15 protein-coding genes are annotated in these 18,697 nt (G+C 46.3%); 9 read left to right on the forward strand and 6 right to left on the reverse strand.

What is annotated here, in order from left to right; all coding sequences use genetic code 11:
- Nucleotides 1-2: 2 nt before the first annotated feature.
- Together DJ568_RS15050 and DJ568_RS15055 are read left to right on the forward strand one after the other, a co-directional pair.
- A complete protein-coding gene (locus DJ568_RS15050; protein WP_114006121.1) occupies nucleotides 3-2,642 on the forward strand; it encodes a TonB-dependent receptor plug domain-containing protein in 2,640 nt (879 codons plus the stop codon).
- Nucleotides 2,639-5,146, forward strand: a complete 2,508-nt coding sequence (locus tag DJ568_RS15055; protein WP_114006122.1) for an MFS transporter — start codon at nucleotides 2,639-2,641, stop codon at nucleotides 5,144-5,146. Before DJ568_RS15050 ends, DJ568_RS15055 begins: the two co-directional genes overlap by 4 nt.
- Here DJ568_RS15055 and DJ568_RS15060 read toward each other — a convergent pair.
- The 4 genes from DJ568_RS15060 to DJ568_RS17270 all read right to left on the reverse strand — a co-directional run bounded on the left by DJ568_RS15060 (nucleotide 5,143) and on the right by DJ568_RS17270 (nucleotide 11,436).
- The gene (locus tag DJ568_RS15060; protein ID WP_114006123.1) at nucleotides 5,143-5,829 is read right to left on the reverse strand and encodes a hypothetical protein; all 687 of its coding nucleotides are present in this window, start codon (nucleotides 5,827-5,829) and stop codon (nucleotides 5,143-5,145) included. The genes DJ568_RS15055 and DJ568_RS15060 overlap by 4 nt on opposite strands.
- Nucleotides 5,830-6,128: 299 nt before the next feature.
- Nucleotides 6,129-6,683 carry an REP-associated tyrosine transposase gene (locus DJ568_RS15065; RefSeq protein ID WP_114006124.1) on the reverse strand — a complete coding sequence of 185 codons (555 nt, stop codon included), beginning with the start codon at nucleotides 6,681-6,683 and terminating at the stop codon, nucleotides 6,129-6,131.
- Nucleotides 6,684-6,990: 307 nt separating this feature from the next.
- Nucleotides 6,991-10,923 (reverse strand): hybrid sensor histidine kinase/response regulator transcription factor, encoded by a 3,933-nt coding sequence (locus tag DJ568_RS15070; protein ID WP_114006125.1) that lies wholly within the window; start codon nucleotides 10,921-10,923, stop codon nucleotides 6,991-6,993.
- 198 nt (nucleotides 10,924-11,121) lie between these two features.
- Nucleotides 11,122-11,436, reverse strand: a complete 315-nt coding sequence (locus tag DJ568_RS17270) for a hypothetical protein (protein ID WP_158534948.1) — start codon at nucleotides 11,434-11,436, stop codon at nucleotides 11,122-11,124.
- A gap of 57 nt (nucleotides 11,437-11,493) precedes the next feature.
- On the opposite strand from DJ568_RS17270, the gene DJ568_RS17120 reads away from it, so the two are divergent.
- Complete coding sequence (locus DJ568_RS17120; RefSeq protein ID WP_158534949.1) at nucleotides 11,494-11,631, forward strand: hypothetical protein; 138 nt, start codon at nucleotides 11,494-11,496, stop codon at nucleotides 11,629-11,631.
- On the opposite strand, the gene DJ568_RS15080 is transcribed toward DJ568_RS17120, so the two are convergent.
- Nucleotides 11,628-12,911 carry a sugar MFS transporter gene (locus tag DJ568_RS15080; protein ID WP_114006127.1) on the reverse strand — a complete coding sequence of 428 codons (1,284 nt, stop codon included), beginning with the start codon at nucleotides 12,909-12,911 and terminating at the stop codon, nucleotides 11,628-11,630. The two genes, DJ568_RS17120 and DJ568_RS15080, sit on opposite strands and share 4 nt — an antisense overlap.
- A 172-nt stretch (nucleotides 12,912-13,083) precedes the next feature.
- Between DJ568_RS15080 and DJ568_RS15085 the strand changes: the two genes are divergently transcribed.
- From DJ568_RS15085 to DJ568_RS15110, 6 genes are all read left to right on the forward strand, one after another.
- The gene (locus tag DJ568_RS15085; protein WP_114006128.1) at nucleotides 13,084-13,926 is read left to right on the forward strand and encodes a sugar phosphate isomerase/epimerase family protein; all 843 of its coding nucleotides are present in this window, start codon (nucleotides 13,084-13,086) and stop codon (nucleotides 13,924-13,926) included.
- Nucleotides 13,927-14,113: 187 nt separating this feature from the next.
- Nucleotides 14,114-15,073, forward strand: a complete 960-nt coding sequence (locus DJ568_RS15090; protein ID WP_114006129.1) for a D-2-hydroxyacid dehydrogenase — start codon at nucleotides 14,114-14,116, stop codon at nucleotides 15,071-15,073.
- 136 nt (nucleotides 15,074-15,209) lie between these two features.
- Nucleotides 15,210-16,067 carry a sigma-70 family RNA polymerase sigma factor gene (locus tag DJ568_RS15095; RefSeq protein WP_114006130.1) on the forward strand — a complete coding sequence of 286 codons (858 nt, stop codon included), beginning with the start codon at nucleotides 15,210-15,212 and terminating at the stop codon, nucleotides 16,065-16,067.
- A 48-nt stretch (nucleotides 16,068-16,115) separates the two neighbouring features.
- Nucleotides 16,116-16,568, forward strand: a complete 453-nt coding sequence (locus DJ568_RS15100) for a cold-shock protein (protein ID WP_114006131.1) — start codon at nucleotides 16,116-16,118, stop codon at nucleotides 16,566-16,568.
- A gap of 163 nt (nucleotides 16,569-16,731) precedes the next feature.
- On the forward strand, nucleotides 16,732-16,926 hold the full coding sequence (locus tag DJ568_RS15105; RefSeq protein ID WP_114006255.1) for a cold-shock protein: 195 nt from the start codon (nucleotides 16,732-16,734) through the stop codon (nucleotides 16,924-16,926).
- Nucleotides 16,927-17,047: 121 nt separating this feature from the next.
- Nucleotides 17,048-18,346, forward strand: coding sequence for a DEAD/DEAH box helicase (locus tag DJ568_RS15110; RefSeq protein WP_114006132.1), 1,299 nt, complete (start codon nucleotides 17,048-17,050; stop codon nucleotides 18,344-18,346).
- Nucleotides 18,347-18,466: 120 nt separating this feature from the next.
- Here the strand turns inward: DJ568_RS15110 and DJ568_RS15115 are convergent, their stop codons facing one another.
- Complete coding sequence (locus DJ568_RS15115) at nucleotides 18,467-18,688, reverse strand: VF530 family protein (RefSeq protein WP_114006133.1); 222 nt, start codon at nucleotides 18,686-18,688, stop codon at nucleotides 18,467-18,469.
- Nucleotides 18,689-18,697: the final 9 nt, after the last annotated feature.

Consider the following 18,697-nt stretch of genomic DNA (forward strand, 5'->3'; position numbering starts at 1 on the left):
TAATGGCTAAACAATTACGCGGTATATTATTGCTTATCACTTTTTTAACTGCATCATACAGCGTGCACGCCCAGGATTGCGGCGTTACGGCTATTACCGATGCGGAGGGCTTGTACAATGTGGGTAAGTTTGACGAATCGGTAACACGGCTTAATAACTGCCTCAACAGTAATGGCTTTAATTACCAGGAAAAGGTACAGGCATACCGGTTGATGGCCATGTCATACCTGGCAACAGACTCAACAGTTACCGCAGATGAAGTTATCCGTAAAATGCTGTCGCTTAAAAATAATTTTGATGTAGACCCGCGCGATCCTGACCGTTTCCGCATACATGTTACTTATGTGCGCGCCATGATGCAGGCCAACCTTACTTCTTCTGTATCAAAAAAGGCCGAGGATATTGAGCTCGCACCGGCTACCATCAGTATTATTACCGCCCAGGATATACTGGACAGGGGTTATACCAATATCGAGCAGCTTTTTCATGACCTGCCGGGTTTTGATATTTCGCGCACCTCGGGCTTAACCTACGCCGTAATGTTTCAGCGGGGCTATCGCGGCGCTGCCAATACCGACCGCACCCTGCTGCTGGTAGATGGGGTAGAGGATAACGAAATGTGGTCAAACTCGGCCTTCGCTACCCGCCAGTACGCATTAAGCAATATCAAGCGGGTTGAAGTTATTTACGGCCCGGCATCTACCATTTACGGGGCCAATGCCTTTGTGGGGGTAATCAATATTATTACTAAAAGTGCGGATGATTATTTTAAGGTGAACCCGGCCAACCCGGAAGAATCAACAAAGGCTAAATATCGCGTCACCGGTCAAATAGCTGCAGGCAGCATGAACTCCCGGTATGGCGACGTTACAGTAGCGATGAAAAAAAATGACCTGTTCTTCTCCGTAACAGGACGTTTGTATAAAGGTAACGATAACGATCTTTCCGGATACCCCGACTGGGACAACAAATGGAACGCGGATGAATTTGGACCAAACAGGTACCTGAACGTATTTACGCAAAATTATACGCAGGCGCTTGCGGATACCTATAAGAAAAGCGACCCCAATGGCTTGTATCACTATATAAGTGCCGACAGTACGAAGATAATTCCTACAGAAGCGGCCATAAGACGCGCAGACTCGCTTGACCAGGCCAACTACAAAAATGGTACAGGCATTAACGGCCACAACACCGCCTTTACCGATCCTGTTAAAGATTATTCGGTTGCGGCCAAGCTGCAGTTTGGCGATTTTAAGCTGGGCTTACAGTATCAGCATTGGTCGGAGGGTGTATCGTCAGATTATAACGACAAATTTTACGCGGTAAATGCAGCGCTCACAAGCTGGGGTGCGCGTCAAACTTATTTTTACGCCCGGTATGACCGTAATCTTTCCGAACGGTTAAATTTTACCAGTTTCAGTTATTACCGCTCAAGCGACTTTGGCGACGAAGCCCACAGTACCCAATACCTTGGCTACGCCAATGGTAACGTGTCATTTGCCAATTTCCTGGCGGGCACTGCGCCAAGCTTTCGAACAACTTACTTTTCGCAACAGTCTGAACAGTTCCGTACGGATAACCGCATAAACTATGTAATAAGCGAAAAGATAGATGTAAATTTCGGGGTAGAGGTACGTAAAGGCTTGTTCCAGGGCGATTACGTACGGTCGGGAATAGCTGACCCTATTACCACCGGAACCGCCGCGGCGGGTATAAAGGGCGGCAACTACTATTCTGTTTTTGATGTGGGCGTATATAGCCAGGTAAGTTACCAGGACAGGCCCCGCAGGCTAAACCTGTCTGCCGGCGGCAGGATGGACAACAACAAAATAAACGGTAAATTTGGTTACGGCACCGTATTTAACCCGCGTTTGTCGGCCGTTTATTATCCCGGTAAGTTTATTTTTAAGGGCATTTATTCCGAGGCCTTTTTGGATGCATCGGTGTACAACAAGTTTTCAACCTCTACCGTACGGCTGCTCAACAACCCCACGCTTGAACCCGAGCGCGTAAAAAACCTTGAGTTTAGCGCAAGGCTGGTTATTGGCGCTAAAAGCTATATACAGGTTGCCTATTATAATGCAAGGTATAGCAATATTTTAGGCTCAGTAAATGTGCCGTACGACACCACGGGCACGCGCACTACGCAATTTCAGGCCATCGGCAAATCGCGTATACAGGGTATACAGTTAACCGGCGAGCACTTTTTTACCGGTTACTTCTCGGTATTCGGTAACGCCACTTATACCAACCCACAAAGCCTTGTTGCCGAAAAATGGACGCGCATAGGCGATATCAGCGACTTTTCGGCCAACCTGGGCGGCAACCTTCGCCTGTTGAACAATAAACTTACGCTTAACCTGCGTGCCAATTATGTAGGAAATAAGCCTGCCGGTAAAAACACTACCATCAGCGGCAGTCCGTTTGCGGTAAACGAAGGTTATACGGTGTTTAACGGCGCTGTAAGCTACGCAGTTACTAAAATGTTTACGGTGCAATGCGCTGCAGACAATATCACCGGAGTTGATTACTATTCGCCGGGTGTACGTGCGGCGAGCGGCGTACAACCGTCGCGGGTGCCGCAGCCGGGCCGTATTATATTTGTAAAGTTAATTGCCAACGTAGGTAACGCATTATGAACCAATTGAAGGCTTCATCGGGCCTTTTTGCTCACAGTGCCGAGGAAAAAATGAACCTCAGGCTGCTGTTTATGCTTTCCCTGTTTACCGGCATATCCACATCATTGTACTTTGTTGCAGCTAATACCCTGCTTATTCAAAACAGCAGTGTGGCTAACTTGCCTTATGCCTACATGATATCAGGTGTGGTAGGCTTCCTTATTATCAAGCTGTACAGGGCGCGGCAAAAGCAAACAGATATAGTACGCTGCTACACCGAAATGATATTCTGTTTTGCCGTGGTAAGTATTGTAATGTATTTTATCGTTATCAATTACGGGCGGTACAAAGCGTTTGGGATATATGTGGCTTACCTGGCATACCTCTTTAACATGCCTTTTACCATTATTTTTTCGTTAGGATTTTTTTCTGTTTGCGCGCGGGTTTTCAACCTGTCGCAAAGCAAGCGGCTACTGGCCCTGGCCGGTACCGGCGATACCATAGCATCCATAATAGCATACCTTGCCGCCTCGGGCTTAACACACCTCACCGGCAACAGTAACAACCTTATGCTATTTGGCGGGGTTTGTATTTTGCTAAGCTTTTTCCCATTGTTTATGCTTAACCAGTACAACCGCAATAAGCTGAGCAATACGGTGGCGGTGTCGGGTTATGTACCTCAAAAAATAAACGTAGCGTTTTTCCTGAAAGATAATTTTTACCGCCTTATTGCCGGCGTTACCTTGTTTTCGGTGGCTGCCATTTACTTTGTTGATTATGCTTACCTGGTTTCGGTACAATTTTTAGCTAATGACACCGGCTACAATATTGCCACCATACTTGCCATATTTTTCACGGTAGTGAAAATCGGCGAGCTGGTGTTCTCGGTAATATCCGGGCATGTTTTAAGCACAAGGGGTATAAAATTTGGGATGGTGCTGCTGCCCGGTATGCTTGCCGGCTGTTTTTTGCTGGCTTTTTTAGCCGGATTTGCCCTGCATTACTCGGTGCTGCTTACCGGCCTTATCTTTTTGGCCAAATGGGGCGAGCGCGTTATCCGCAAAGCCTTTTTAACGCCGGCAACAAAGGTTATTTACCAGGTAACGGGCAGGCACCAGCGTATGCAGATAGAAGCTAATATTGATGGGTTGCTTAACCAGGTAGCCACTGTTGTAGCGGGCTTGCTGCTGGTGTTTTTTTCAAACATATTTTTAGCAAAAAACACCATGCCGTACCTAACGGCCATAGCCGCTATATGTTTTTTAGCGGGACTGGTTTGGCTGGTGCTTACCGCCAGGCTGCATGTTAACTACAAACGTAAAATTAAGCGTTACCTGCTTAACCTTAAAAATACCAAAGCACCGCCGCCTGTTGCGGTTAAGCGCTATGAAATCAGCGCCGATGATGCCAATGGCATAGCGGGCCTTTACCCGCAGCTGCATACCAAAATAGGCGAGGGTATTAAAGCATCGTCCACTAATGCCGGCAGGTTAGGGCAAATCGCGGTGTACAACCCCTCCGTTACATTGCAGGGTACTGACGAGGCGCTAAAGCAAAAACTTATAGCAGCTTATCATGTAAACGCTAATTATTTCAGTCGTGCTGAAATCATTAATTACCTGGGGCTGCAGGGCATCAGTTTTAACCTGTTTCGCGAACTTTGGGATGCGTCGGACTTTGAACTGCGGGTAAGGCTGGTAGCCGTGTATAGTCACGGTGAGCGGTATATTGAGGACGACGCGTATTTTGAGGAATTGTGCATAAACTATGCCCACGAAATGGTATGGACGATGTGCGCCGCCTATGATACTGAGGGGTTAAATAATGCCGTACTGCAACAGGAGTTTGAAATGCATTACGCCAAGGTGCGTAAACTTATGTTTGAGCTGCTGAAATGTATATATGATCCGGTTTCAATTCAGCTGATAGCCGAAATTTTTTCAGCAGAAAACGAGGATACGGAAAACCAGTTATTTGCGCTTGAGTTGCTTAACAATATCATGAGCCGCAGGCTGCGTAATATTTTGATACCGGTACTGGAGCCTGTTGACCACGAGCAAAAGATGAAGGCTGTAAGGCATGTTGCGCAGGTTACCAAACGCAGCAGCGCCGCACGCCTGAAAGAGGTTTTGTTGAAGGACGACAGCCTGATAAATATGGCGATTGCCGAATTTGCCCTTGTAAATTATTTTGCCTTAACCGCCGACAGGGAATTTACCGGTACATTAGTTAACAGCCCTAAGCCAAACATTAAACTAAAGGCTACGCAACTGCTGCAAGGCGATAAGGAAGATGAATTGGCTAAATACGAGGTAATAGCTAACCTGAAACGATATTACCAGCTAAATAATGCCGAAATTGCCGCGCTTGAAAATTGGGGGCTTTACTGGTACAGCAGTAAACAGAAACATGCGCTTGGGCCGCGTACACGTTTAAGAGACAATGCTTACCTTGTTGATATTGATTTGGGCGAGAAAGGCGGCATTATCATTGATACTTACGCGCTGGCTTTACTGCTGGCCTAAAAGTTATCGGGCGAGTAACCTATCATTAAAAATCTGTCGCCGTTTACTTCATTTATATTAAATTTTTCAAACACATCTACGTTCAGTTCTTTGCCTGCGGCGGCTATCCGGGCAACTTCCTTATCAGAGTAGTTTACTTGCGTAGCTATGCCCCGTAAAATAAACGGGTGGTGCTTATCAGCGATATCTTCAGGATATTTTTCGGCAGTTATCATGCGCACTATCTGCTCGCCTTCGGCGGTGTAGCCTCCCTGCTTGTCAGGCTGTACGCCCTGCGCGTATTTATTAAAAAAGTAGTACACAATAGGGGTGCCGGTTGTCCACCACAATAGTATTTTTTTTCCCTGCTGTTTTTCCAACTGCCTGCAATCGTGCATCAGCTGCAGGTATAACGATTTAACCAGGCCTTTGCCCTTATGGTCGTCATGGCAGCCGCTCAGGCCAAGGTAATAGGTGTCTTCGCCGTTAACCTTTTCAGGATTTACCATAAAAAAGGCCAGTAACTCACCCTCATCACCACGTATAATATAGATGTCGCGGTTATACAGCACAGTTTTTTTCACCAGGTGCATGCTCGATTTATAGCTTGGTGCCGTCAACTCGTAAATCTCATCAATAAGCGACTGGTCATCCTTAAAATTATTGATGAATACAATTTTGTGCGATAAAACTTCGGTTTCCATTATTGCGATACGCGGTTTTTGTTATTTGGTTATCAAATATAAAGTAAAATCTAAGACCAGTAGACAAATTATTTGTCTACGCTACTTCTTAAAAGTAAGTAGGTGCCCATTGCTCTCCAACTCAACTTTTTACAATAACTGGTTTAAGAGTTAGCGCAGCGCTCTTAAATCCGATAAGAAAATGAAGGACTCTGTCCGGGTATGAACCACCAACTTGTTTAAGAGTTAGCGCAGTGCTCTTAAATCTGATTAGAAAATGGAGGACTCTGTCCGGGTATGAACTCAAATGCTCCTTGAAATTATCTTATTACGTGTATTGGGATCAATCCATCGGTATCGCTATAGTAATCAACAGCGCTGCTATATTTATAGTGCTGCGCTTCCGTTACTATTCCTGCTTTAACCGGGTTTTGATGGAGATAATCAAGACGCTGATCCATCATCAGGTTTGTGCTTAACTCAATAGGATGATTATCCTGCTGCCAAAATTGGTAAACATCATTGTTAATATTCTTCGAACCGGCCCGTTTAAACATCCATAGCATCCAATCCTTACGGCTTTCCTGCAAGTTTTCTTTAATAGCTGCTATGATTTGCCAACTGGTGTATTTTTTAAAATCGCGCATAATGTCACTCAGCTTTACGCCTTCTTTCGCGGAGGCGATTAAATGTACGTGGTTGCTCATAATAACCCATGCGTGCAAACGCAAACCCTTGTTTTCAATGCAAAACTTTAAACTTCCCAGTAGGATCTCCTTGTAGGCTTCCCGGGTGAATACGTCAATCCAGTTTACAACTGCAAAAGTTATAAAGTGCGGCAGTTCGTTGTTGCCGAAGCGATAGCGTGTAGCCATTGTATTATATTAGTTGCTGAAGATATGCATTTGATAGTAGCAGACAGGTATTCTTAATAATCCGTATACTACCCAGACGAAGTCTCGCTAATTCTTTATGATTTAAGAGCGCTGCGCTAACTCTCAAACCAGCAGAGGGATATTCTTAATCATCCGTATAGTACCCAGACGGAGTCTTGCTAATTCTTTTATGATAAGAGCGCTGCGCTAACTCTTAAACCAGTAGATGGTTAATTTTTAACCAGTAGACAAATTATTTGTCTACGCTACTTCTTAAAAAGCAAGTAGGTCCCCATTGCTCTCCAATTCAACTTTTTACTGTCATTGTATTTAAGTACTCCGATGGCGACATGCCGAACTGCCTGGTGAAATTACGCCGGAAATGATCGAGCGAGCTATAACCGACCATGCTTGATATACGGTAAAGTTTATAATCGGTTTCGGCAAGTAATTCGGCGGCGCGTTTAAGGCGTGTAACATTAATCAGCTCATGCGGCGACATGTTGGTAATAGCGCTTATTTTACGGTAAAGGGTGCTGCGGCTCATATTCATTTGCCCGGCCAGTAATTCAACATCAAGGTTAGTATTTACAAGGTTATCGCGGATAAACTTGTTCAGCGCCTCTAAAAACTGTTCATCGGCCCTGGAGTGAGCTATGGCCTTAATAGGGGCGAGGGGAGTATTGGCGAAATGTTCCTTTACCTTATCGCGGTTGGTAAGCAGGTTTTTTATTTGCACCAGCAGGTGCTTGGGCATAAAAGGTTTTTCAATATAGGCGTCGGCTCCCTGTTCAAGCCCATCTATTTTAGCCTGCATGGTGTTTTTTGCAGTAAGTAATATAACCGGTACATGGCTGCATTCCAGCTTTGATTTAATGCGCAAGCATAACTCCAGCCCGTCCATTACCGGCATCATTACATCGCTTATTACCAACGCTACGGGTTGTTGTGCGAGTAAATCTAGCGCCTCCTGCCCGTTGGGGGCCGTTAGTACCTCGTAAGCAGGGTTTAGTACACTGCTTACAAAATGCAATATATCGGCGTTATCATCAACAACCAGTATAACCGGTCGGTCAGCTGCCTCATCCTTCGTGGCTTCGTTAAAATAATATGACTGCTCAGGTGGCGGCGCTTGTTGCTGCTGCGCCAGGTTGTGGGGCAGGGCAGGGAGGCTTAGCTCAAAAACATTCATGTCATCTTCAGGCTCTTGCAATACCAGTGTGCCCCTGTTTAACTCGGCCAGCGACCGGGCCAACGCCAGGCCAATGCCGGTACCCGTTTGCCGTTCTGTTTCCTTCAGCCTGAAAAAGGTTTCAAACACTTTGTCCTTTAAGTCGTAAGCTATTATATGGCCGTCATTTTTTACGCTGATTGTAAATTTTTCACCCGTATCAACCAGCGTTACATATACCCGGCTTTTGGCATACTTTATAGCATTATCAAAAAGGTTGCTTATAATTTTATTCAGCGCTTCCTTATCCGCGTAAGCGAAATAGGTTTGAGGCGCGTTAATGGTAAACAGCAGCCTTTTTTGTTCGATAGCAGGTTTAAACCGCAGGTAGTGGTCTTTCAGCAAATCGGTAATATTGCATTTTGTAATATTCATGCTGAAGCCTTTGTTTTCAATCTTCCTGAAATCAAGCAGTTGATTAGTTAGCTCCAGCAGCAGGTCGGTATTCTTTTCCATAATCTCCAGGTTCTCCTGTATAGCAGGCGCGTGGCTTGCTTCAATAACCTGGTCAAGCGGGCCTTTAATCAAGGTAAGCGGGGTGCGTATTTCATGGGCTATGTTCGTAAAAAATTCAAGTTTGGCCTGGTATAGCTCCTTTTCCTTTTTTGCGACAGCCCTTTGGTGATAATGCCGGACTATGAAATAGATAGCTGTGCCGGCTATTGTAATGTAAAATAAATAGGCCCAAATACTTGCCCAAAATGGCGGCAAAACTTTAATAATAAGTACAGCAGGCTTACTGTGCCAATCGCCGGTGTTTGATGCTTTTACCGAAAAGGTATAGGTGCCTGCCGAGAGGCCCGTAAAGTATACCTTGCGGTTAGTTTTTAAGTATGTCCAGTCGTTGCTTAACCCAGCCATGTGGTAAGCGTACTGCGTTAACTCGGGCGTGGTATAGCTAAGCGCGGCAAAATCAATACTGAAGGATGATTTATAGGGCAGCGTTATTTCGCGGGTGTAGATAACAGACCGTTTTAAAGGGGATTTGGTATTAACGGCCACCTCCTCATTATTCACCTGGAAACCGGTAATATAAACAGGCAGCGCGGCGCGGCTGTCTGTAAATTCGGCCGGATGGAAGCTGATAAGACCCTTTGCCGTGCCAAAATACATGCGGCCATCGGCATCCTTGTATGCCGAATGGCTGTTAAACTGATCGCTGTAGAGCCCGTTGGCGGTGGTGAAGATCTTCAACTTCGCGGTAGACGGCTTGAAACATACCAATCCCCGCGATGTGCTTATCCACAGGTTGTTGCGTGCGTCTTCCAGAATTGACAGCACAACATTGCTGGGGAAGCCGTTTTCGGTAGTATACGCGGTAAACCGTTTACGGTCACTGTCCAGTTTACATAAACCTTTTGTGGTGGCCACCCAAATGGTTTTATCAGCCGACTCAAACACTGAATTTATCCAATTGGAGTTTAGGCTACGACTGTTATTGGCAGTGTAGCGGTAATTACCGCTTCGGCCTGTACGCGGATCAAAAAAGTAAACACCCTCTTTAAATGTGCCGGCCCAAAGTACGCCGCGGCTGTCTTCGCGCAGGGTAGTGTAAAAGCAATTAGCCACTTGTGTTACACGGTCAAACCGGTTGAGTTTAGGATTAAAGTAAAACAAGCCCGACAGCGTTCCTGCGTAAATAACGCCGGCACGTGTGCGGTACAGGCACGAAACGTTTTTACTGAAAATATTACCCTTGCCCAGGTAATCGGTGCCGGTATCATAATGGCGCACTACTTTGGCGCTTTTGCTATCCCACAGGTCAACACCGTAGGAGGCACCTGTCCAGATTTGGTCACCGGCTACCAGCACCGCGGCTATATTATTAAGCGCTATGCCCGACGCGTTGCTGGGCTGGTAGTTGGTAAATACCCCGGTAGCGGGCGTCATTTTGTTTAAGCCCGACTCGGTAGTGCCTATCCACAAATCGCCGTTTTTATCCTGGGCTATATTGGTTAATATATTGCCGCTGGTTGAGTTGCCTGCATAGCGCGGCGTGTAATTTTTAAAAGCCGAATATTGCCGTGGAAAATAATGTACGCCACGGTAATTGGTACATATCCAGATGCCGCCTTCCCTGTCTTTATACAAGGCGTTGGTGGTATTGGTAGCAATTGAAAACGGGCCGTCATTATCTTTAACAGGCAACAGGTAATCGCCGTTTTTCGGCGTATAAATAAACAGCCCCGACTCGGTGGATATCCAGTAATCATCCTTAGTATGCCGTACAAAATCAGTTACAAAGGGCCGGTTTTTAGCATTTTTGGTTACAACGTCCTTATAACTGCCACTGCCGGTATCAAACAATTTAAGGCCATAATTCATGGTGCCCACCAGCAGGTGCCCGTTACCGTCATATTCAATTTTTTGTATCCACTTGCTCAGCGAAGCTTTGGAGTTTTTAAAAACATCAAACCCGGCAAAGCTGTTGGTTGACCGGCTGTACCTTTTAAGCAAGCCGCCAATAGTTGATATCCAGATGGTGTTATCGGGCGCCAGGCATACCGATGTTACAGCATAGCCGGATTCATTGTATTTGCTGATGCGGCCTGTTTTACTATCCCTGCGGTACAGGGTATAATCGGCTATATACCACAGATCACCCTGCTTATCGGTCTGTATTTCGGTAACGGAAGTGGCGGAAGTTTCTTTGATGACATGGAATTGCTCCAGCACAGGGTCATACCGGCATAAACCGCGGTCGGTACCTACCCATAATACGTCGTCGGTATCGGCATGCAGGCAGTAAATATAATTGTTGCTTATGCTTAATGAGTCGTGCGCCTCGTTCCGGAATACTTTAAACAGGTAGCCATCAAACCGGTTAAGGCCGTCTTTGGTGCCAAACCATACAAAGCCCTGCTTATCCTGTATGCTGCTGGTAACCGAGTTGCTTGATAGGCCATGCTCAACCTGGAAGCCCCTGAAATCATACGACTGTGCCCTGCCACGACCGGTTGCCACAATAACAAAAAAAAGTGCGATAAATAGTTTACCGGTGAAACTCATCCTTTACCCCGAAATCATGTTTACATTACTATTGGTAATAAGGCAGGTTAAAAAAGAGACCCAAAACAACGTATAAATGAAACAAAATAAAGTTTCCAGTTACCGTATTTTGGAGATAATTGGTATGTGTAAATGTACCAACAAATTGCCATAAATAAAACTAACCCGGAAAAATCGGAGGGCTTTTTATTCATTGGTTTAACGGTAAATGTGGTTAGCAAAGGCCGGAGTGGTTACCGGCCTTTCATTAAATGCCCAGGTGGCTTTATGCCTCACCCCATTAACGGTAGTATTTATAGCAGGGGCTATGCCACCCTCTCCAATGGAGAGGGTATAATTGGCATTGCAAGTTGCAGTGTCATTCACGGGGCGAGGTTTATGCAGAAGCCTCACCCGATTAAGGGTTGTATTGAAAGCAGAGGCTGTGCCGCCCTCTCCATTGGAGAGGGTATAATTGGTAATGCAAGTTGCAGTACCATTGATGGGTGAGGCTTCGACGTGCGACTCACCCAATACACGATAACATTTAACGCAGAGCCTGTACCACCCTCTCCATTGGAGAGGGTAAAATTGGCATTGCAAGTTGCAGTGCCATTGGTCGGTGAGGCGTCGACATGTGCCATAGATACGGTACCGGCTTATCCGCGTTGCATTAAAATTGACGAGAGGGAGTATACCTCGCACGGCGCCGTTGATGGCTATCCCTAAACCGGAAGGTTAAGCCGTTTGCGGCCAGCTTTGTAGCCCCACACAGCGAAGTATAGTATAAACAGGTAACATGGCAGTAGTATAAAGTACCCGTACTGCTGGTTGGTAGCTTCACTTAACCAGCCGTAAACCAGCGGGCCAACGGCAGCGCCTGCCACGCCCATTATCAGCAGTGCCGAGCCTTTGCTGGTATGCCGGCCAAGTCCGTTTAACGATAGCGGCCATATGGCGGGCCAAAGCAGCGAGTTGCCAAAACCGAGCAGCGCCAGGCACCATAATGAGGTATATCCTCCGGATAACAGGGTAAAGCTGGTAAGCGCAACGCCCCACAGCGCGCAAAATATAAGCGCGTTGCGCTGGCTGATGAGCTTTGGCATCAAAAAGGCGCCTGCCAGGTAACCGGCTATCATAATAACCAGCGCATAGGTGGCAAAATATTTAGCAAGGCGAAAGCTGGCGCCGTTAAATTCGGCATATTGTATAATGGTATCAACTACCAGCACTTCGTTATTAACTGCACAAAATATGGCTAATGCGCCGAGTAGCATGTAGGTGTGCTTGTATAGCGGCGCATCGCTGCGCGGTATTGAATTCTCGGCAGCCACAGTTTGATCTTTGATTTCGGGCAGATGGATGAACTTTACCGCCAGTATCAGCAATAGCAAAACCGCCATTATAACCAGGTAGGGCCCAACCAGCCGTGCCGAAAGATCATCCAGCACAAAGTTTTTTTGTTGAACGCTAGCAGTAAGCAACTGCCGGTGCACAAGGTCAATCTCGTCGGCGTTGTGCACCAATACGCCAATAAGCAGCAAGGGTGCTATAGCCCCCGCGGTTTTACCGCACACACCCATAATACTCATGCGTGAGGCCGCGCTTTCAATTGGCCCAAGCGTTATAATGTAAGGATTGGCCGCTGTCTGCAGCAAAGTTAACCCGGTGGCCTGCACAAACAGGCCAGTTAAAAAAACGATGTATTGGCGGCCGTTAGCGGCAGGTATAAAAAGTAGCGCCCCCAATGCCATTAAAAGCAACCCCAGTATCATGCCGTTCTTGTATCCCATTTTACTGTGCAGGTATGATGCCGGCAAAGCCATCAAAAAATAACCGATGTAAAAAGCAAAGGTAACCAGCAGCGCCTGTTGTATGGTTAGTTCACAAATCAGCTTAAAATAAGGGATGAGTATAGAGTTGGCCCATGTGATGAATCCTAAAGCAAAAAATAACGCGCCGATAGTTACAATAGCGCCATATCTGCTAAATAAATTGCTATTGGTCATGCTTTAGGCGTGGGGATGATGCTTTCAAAAATGCCATATTAATTTAAAACAGAAAAATAAATGTCATTGAAGTAATGTACAGACATAAAATGCAAATAAATAATATATTAGGCCGCAAGTGATGTAACGATGTACTTAACGTAATTAATTAACCATATAACCATAAATACCCATGAAATTTGGCATTAACACTTTCTTATTCACCTCGCCATTTACTACTGATAGCATAGCACTTTTCCCTAAATTTAAGCAATGGGGGTTTGACAGCGTTGAACTGGCCATTGAAGATGCCGCGCATATTGATGCCGCCGCGGTGCGAAAAGCGCTTGATGATAACGGACTTGTTTGCGATTCTATCTGCGGTGCGTTCGGCCCCGGCCGCGACCTGCGCGGTACCGCCGAAGAGCAACAAGGCTCGGTCGACTATATCAAAAGCATATTGGATATTATGCCCACGCTTGGCTGCACCATCTTATCAGGGCCCATGTACTCCACTGTAGGCCGTACCGAACCGGTTGAGGACGCCGACTATAAGCAACAGTGGGACACAGTAGTTGGTCACCTGAAACAACTGGCGCCTTATGCGCACGAGCGCGGGCTGAAACTGGCCATTGAGCCGCTTAACCGCTACGAAACCGATTTTATAAACACCGTTGACCAGGGCCTGAAAATGATAGCTGATGTAAACCACGAAGCGGTGGTGCTGCATTATGATACCTTCCACATGAATATTGAGGAAAAGGACCAGGCAGATGCCATTGTACGTGCGGGCGACAAACTCGGTCATTTCCACGCCTGCGGTTCCGACCGCGGCACCCCCGGGCAGGATCACCTGGACTGGACTGCACTGAGCAATGCGCTTAAAAAGGTAAACTACAATGGTCCCATAGTTATCGAATCGTTCACTACCGACGTAAAAGTTATAGCCCGTGCTGCTTCCATCTGGCGCAAACTTGCGCCTTCGCAGGATGACATTGCTAAGGAAGGATTGAAGTTTTTAAAGAGTGTATTATAGATCGTTGTGCAGCCTCACCCATAAAAGGTATAGCAAACTGCAGTTCTGCGCAAACCCTCTCCAATTGGAGGAGGTACCATTTGCAGTGCGCTTCGCACTGCCTTATTGGGTGAGGCGTTCGAGTTCTTTCATAGGGAGAATATGTTATATGGTTCTTATCTTTGTGAGGTAACCATCCGCTCCGCCCATGCAAATAACCATTCTCGACGGCCACACCCTTAACCCCGGCGACCTTAGCTGGGACGCGCTAAAGCAATTTGGTAACGTAACCATATATGAGCGCACCGCGCCGCATGAATTGCTTAAACATGCCGAAGGTGCGGACGTGCTGCTTACCAACAAATGCCCCGTAGGCGGCGAGGCTATGGAGCAGTTACCGCAGCTGAAATACATTGGCGTAACGGCAACCGGCTACAATATTATTGATACCCAAACAGCTAAAAGCAGGGGCGTGGTTGTAACCAATGTGCCGGGCTACAGCACTGCCTCGGTGGCGCAGCTAACATTTGCTTTGCTGCTTGAACTTACACACCATGTACAGCGGCACAGCGATACGGTGATGGCGGGCAAATGGTCCGCTTCCCCCGATTTTAGCTATTGGGATTACCCGCTGATGGAGTTGGAAGGCAAAACCATGGGCATCATCGGCTTTGGTACCATAGGGCAAAAGGTGGCCGATATTGCCGCGGCTTTTGGTATGAGGGTTATTGCCAGCAGTCGTACCCACACTAACCAATCGCACCGCGTTAACTTTAATTGGGCAACGGTTGAAGAACTGCTGCAACAGGCCGATGTAGTAAGCATACACTGCCCCCTGGTGCCCGAAACGCAGGGGCTTATGAATAAACGAAATTTACAGCGCATGAAACCGTCGGCGTTTCTATTGAATACTTCACGCGGGCCTATAGTTGTTGACCATGACCTTGCCGAAGCGCTAAACAATGGCATTATTGCCGGCGCCGGCCTGGATGTACTTTCGGCCGAGCCACCCCCGGCTGATAACCCGCTGTTTAAGGCCAACAACTGCCTTATTACGCCGCATATTGCCTGGGCCAGCAAAGAGGCACGTACCCGGCTAATGGAAATTACAGTTAATAACCTGGCCGGCTGGGTAAACGGCAAGGCGCAGAACGTGGTTGACAAATAAATTTAAATAAAAAAGTGAATTTTAAGTGCATATGTTACTGGAAATAAGCATAATGTAGGTGTGGCTGCAAAGTAAAAGTGCCGGATAACAGTTTAATTACATTGAGTCCATAATACTTTCGGTACCTTTGCCTAACATGAGGCAACTGAAAATCACCCAATCCATAACCAACCGCGAATCACAATCACTTGATAAATATCTAACAGAAATAGCTAAAGTTGAGCTGATAACCGCTCAGGAAGAGGTGATACTGGCGCAAAAGATACGCGAAGGCGACCAGGCCGCGCTTGAGCGATTAACCAAAACCAATTTGCGTTTTGTGGTATCTGTAGCCAAGCAATATCAAAACCAGGGCCTTACACTGGGCGACCTGATTAACGAAGGTAATTTGGGCCTGATAAAAGCTGCCGGCCGTTTTGACGAAACTAAAGGGTTTAAGTTCATCTCATACGCCGTATGGTGGATCCGCCAGTCGATACTATCGGCTGTTGCCGAGCAATCGCGCGTGGTGCGCCTGCCTTTAAACCAGGTAGGGTCGCTTAACAAGATACGCAACGCGTCGTCAAAGCTTGAGCAGCATTTTGAGCGACCGCCAACACCTGAGGAACTGGCCGAGGATCTGGAAACAACGCCCGAAAAGATAGCCGATGCTTTAAAAAATGCGGGTCGCCACGTATCCATGGACGCGCCTTTTATAACCGGCGAAGAAAATACCTTGCTGGATGTATTGCAAAATGAAGACGCCGGTACTGATGATAGCCTGATGGCCGATTCGCTGGCACAGGAAATCAAACGTTCGTTAGGCATATTGGCACAGCGCGAACGGGCGGTTATCGAGCTGTTTTTTGGCCTTAACAGCACCGCCGCGCACTCGCTGGAAGAGATTGGCGAAAAGTACGAATTAACACGTGAGCGCGTACGCCAGATAAAAGACAAAGCCTTGCTGCGGTTAAGGCAAAATTCAAAATCTAAATTACTTCAATCTTATTTGTAAGGTTTTAGCTATATTGTAACCAAATTAAAAAGAACATTTAAATTATATATGGGTAGATCAACGGAAACGTTTAGTAAAAAAGAGAACGAAAAGAAGAGATTAAAGAAGCAGAAGGAAAAGAAGGAACGCGCTGAGGAACGTAAAGCAAATGCCGCTAAAGGCAAATCCCTGGACGAGATGATGGCGTACGTTGACGAGGATGGTAACATTACCGATACTCCGCCCGATCCGTCAAAAAAGAGAAAAATATCTTCGGAAGATATACAGATAGGTACGCCTAAGCAGGAAGATTTGCCGCAGGAAGACCCGGTAAGGAACGGTAAAGTTACGTTCTTTAACGAATCAAAGGGTTATGGTTTTATTAAGGATACCCAAAGCCAGGAAAGCATTTTTGTGCACATCAATGGCCTGGTTGAGCAGATAAAAGAAAATGACAAAGTAAGCTTCGAAGTGGAAAAAGGCCCCAAAGGCCTAAACGCTATCAAAGTAAAAAAGGTGTAACATCACTATACTTATGCAAAGCCTGTTAGTTAGTTGCTGACAGGCTTTGCCTGTTTAAAGTGCCGGCACTATAGTCATCTGAATTTAACAATAGTTAAATATTTTTACCAAAAGATAAATTAGCCGATTGTTATATGTACCTTGCGCACTTATTATAAATAAAATGCAAAACGAAGGAACAGTAAAATTTTTCGATACCGTTAAAGGTTTCGGATTTATCTCACAGAGTGATAACAGAAGCGATGTTTTTGTACACTCAAGTGGCCTAATCGACGAGATTCGTGAAAACGATAAAGTATCGTACGATGTAGAAGAAGGCAAAAAAGGCCTTAACGCGGTAAATGTGCAGGTAATTTAAAAAATCAGTATAAAATTAATCGTTAAAGCACCTGTCCGTTTGGGCAGGTGCTTTTTTGTTGCGTTTGTATGCGGCTTGGCTGGCATTAAAAAGGTAGTTTTGCCGTAACAAAGAACAACACATGAGCTGGCCGGACAAATTAAAACTAAAAAAGCAACTGGTAATATCGTTAACCGAAGCAGGATACCCGGGGCCTAAAGAGGTGCAGCTTAAAACCTTGTCGCGTATTGCCGGCGGTCAGGATGTAATTGTGGTGGGTCCCGAGGGCAGCGGCAAAACAACAACATACGTAATGGCGGTGTTAACCCGCTTTAACTACAATCCTGACGGGGTTCCGCGGGTGTTGATATTAGTGCCTGATAAAGACAGTGTGCTGGCCGTTGCCGAACAGTTTAGCCGCCTTAACCGTAATAAATCAATTTCCATAGTTGAGCTGTATGCCGCCCCGGGCACCGAAACACAAATGAACGCCCTGGCAGATGGGGCCGATATTGTGATAGCAACGCCCGACCGCGCCCGTGCCTTGTACCTGAAACTGGGCCTTAACCTTAACAAGATTGAGCTGATAATAATTGACGACGCCGACCTTGTGGTAAAACAGGGCTTGCAGCTGCCCGTAGCCGAACTAGCCAACAGCGCGCAGAAGTGCCAGCACCTGGTGTTTACCGAGGTAATGCACAACAGGCTGGAAAAAATGATTGATCCGTTTATGAACCTGCCCGCCATGGTTGAGGTGGAGCAGGCAGGCGTTGCGGCGATGGACACGCACCCGCAGGTATTGTACACCCTGCCCAACTTTGGCACCAAGTTAAACCTGCTGTACCTGTTTATGCAGGACGATGAGGTATTTACCAGGGTAGTAGTATTTGTAAACACACGCCCCACAGCCGAGAAGATTTACCAAAACCTTGGCAAATATTTAAAGGACGCGGTTGCAATATTAAATCCATGGTTTTTTGAGCAAACCGGGTTTGCAACTATAGAAGAATTTAAACAGTCGGCAGTGCGTTTACTTATTGCGGTAAATGATAACGATAACTACCTTGACCTGGACGATATTCCTTTTGTGATACATTTTGAACTGCCGGACGAAAAGGAAACCTACATAAAGCGCGTAACGCTCGAAGCGCCTGCGGCCAGTGGCGACGAAACATTGTTTTTAACTTTTGCTACCGACCTTGAGCTTAACGCCGTTAAAAAAATAGAGCAGGCCACCGGCCAAAAAATGCAGCCTGCCGACTTGCCCGATGACCTGGTGATTGACCAGGGGAAAAAAGCAGCTAAACAGGCCGATAACCTACCGGAAAAAGATACCGGGACAGGCGAAGCTTTCCATCAAAAAAAGGCCAGTAACTCAAAAACCTACAACTACAGTTCGGGCGAAAAAGCCAAAATGAATAAAAAGCGGAAGCACGGCTAGCAGATTGAATCAGATTCAGGAAAACAGATTGAATCAAGATTTAGGAAGTAAGAACCAGGAGAGAAGGCGAGATGTGCAGATGTACCCTGTCAGGCGTCTGGTCTGATAACAGGTAACACATTATTTAGCCGCTTGAAATTTTGTACTCAAGTATAATTCTTCAACCTTCTTTCGTGCCCACTCTGTTTTGCGCAAAAACTTAAGGCTTGATTTAATGCTCGGATCATCATTAAAGCAATTGATGCGGATGCGCCAGCCCAGTTCCGGCCAGCCATAATGGGCCACCAGTTCGGTAAGTATGGCTTCAAGCGTTTTGCCGTGTAGCGGGTTGTTGGGCTGCATAGTGTAAAT

Source organism: Mucilaginibacter hurinus, assembly GCF_003324525.1.
GTDB lineage: Bacteria > Bacteroidota > Bacteroidia > Sphingobacteriales > Sphingobacteriaceae > Mucilaginibacter > Mucilaginibacter hurinus.

What these genes read in the sequence shown, in the direction of transcription:
- DJ568_RS15050 (WP_114006121.1), top strand. Translation starts at nt 3, where the DNA reads ATGGCTAAACAATTACGCGGTATATTATTGCTTATCACTTTTTTAACT.
- DJ568_RS15055 (WP_114006122.1), top strand. Translation starts at nt 2,639, where the DNA reads ATGAACCAATTGAAGGCTTCATCGGGCCTTTTTGCTCACAGTGCCGAG.
- DJ568_RS15060 (WP_114006123.1), bottom strand. Translation starts at nt 5,829, where the DNA reads ATGGAAACCGAAGTTTTATCGCACAAAATTGTATTCATCAATAATTTT.
- DJ568_RS15065 (WP_114006124.1), bottom strand. Translation starts at nt 6,683, where the DNA reads ATGGCTACACGCTATCGCTTCGGCAACAACGAACTGCCGCACTTTATA.
- DJ568_RS15070 (WP_114006125.1), bottom strand. Translation starts at nt 10,923, where the DNA reads ATGAGTTTCACCGGTAAACTATTTATCGCACTTTTTTTTGTTATTGTG.
- DJ568_RS15080 (WP_114006127.1), bottom strand. Translation starts at nt 12,911, where the DNA reads ATGACCAATAGCAATTTATTTAGCAGATATGGCGCTATTGTAACTATC.
- DJ568_RS15085 (WP_114006128.1), top strand. Translation starts at nt 13,084, where the DNA reads ATGAAATTTGGCATTAACACTTTCTTATTCACCTCGCCATTTACTACT.
- DJ568_RS15090 (WP_114006129.1), top strand. Translation starts at nt 14,114, where the DNA reads ATGCAAATAACCATTCTCGACGGCCACACCCTTAACCCCGGCGACCTT.
- DJ568_RS15095 (WP_114006130.1), top strand. Translation starts at nt 15,210, where the DNA reads ATGAGGCAACTGAAAATCACCCAATCCATAACCAACCGCGAATCACAA.
- DJ568_RS15100 (WP_114006131.1), top strand. Translation starts at nt 16,116, where the DNA reads ATGGGTAGATCAACGGAAACGTTTAGTAAAAAAGAGAACGAAAAGAAG.
- DJ568_RS15105 (WP_114006255.1), top strand. Translation starts at nt 16,732, where the DNA reads ATGCAAAACGAAGGAACAGTAAAATTTTTCGATACCGTTAAAGGTTTC.
- DJ568_RS15110 (WP_114006132.1), top strand. Translation starts at nt 17,048, where the DNA reads ATGAGCTGGCCGGACAAATTAAAACTAAAAAAGCAACTGGTAATATCG.
- DJ568_RS15115 (WP_114006133.1), bottom strand. Translation starts at nt 18,688, where the DNA reads ATGCAGCCCAACAACCCGCTACACGGCAAAACGCTTGAAGCCATACTT.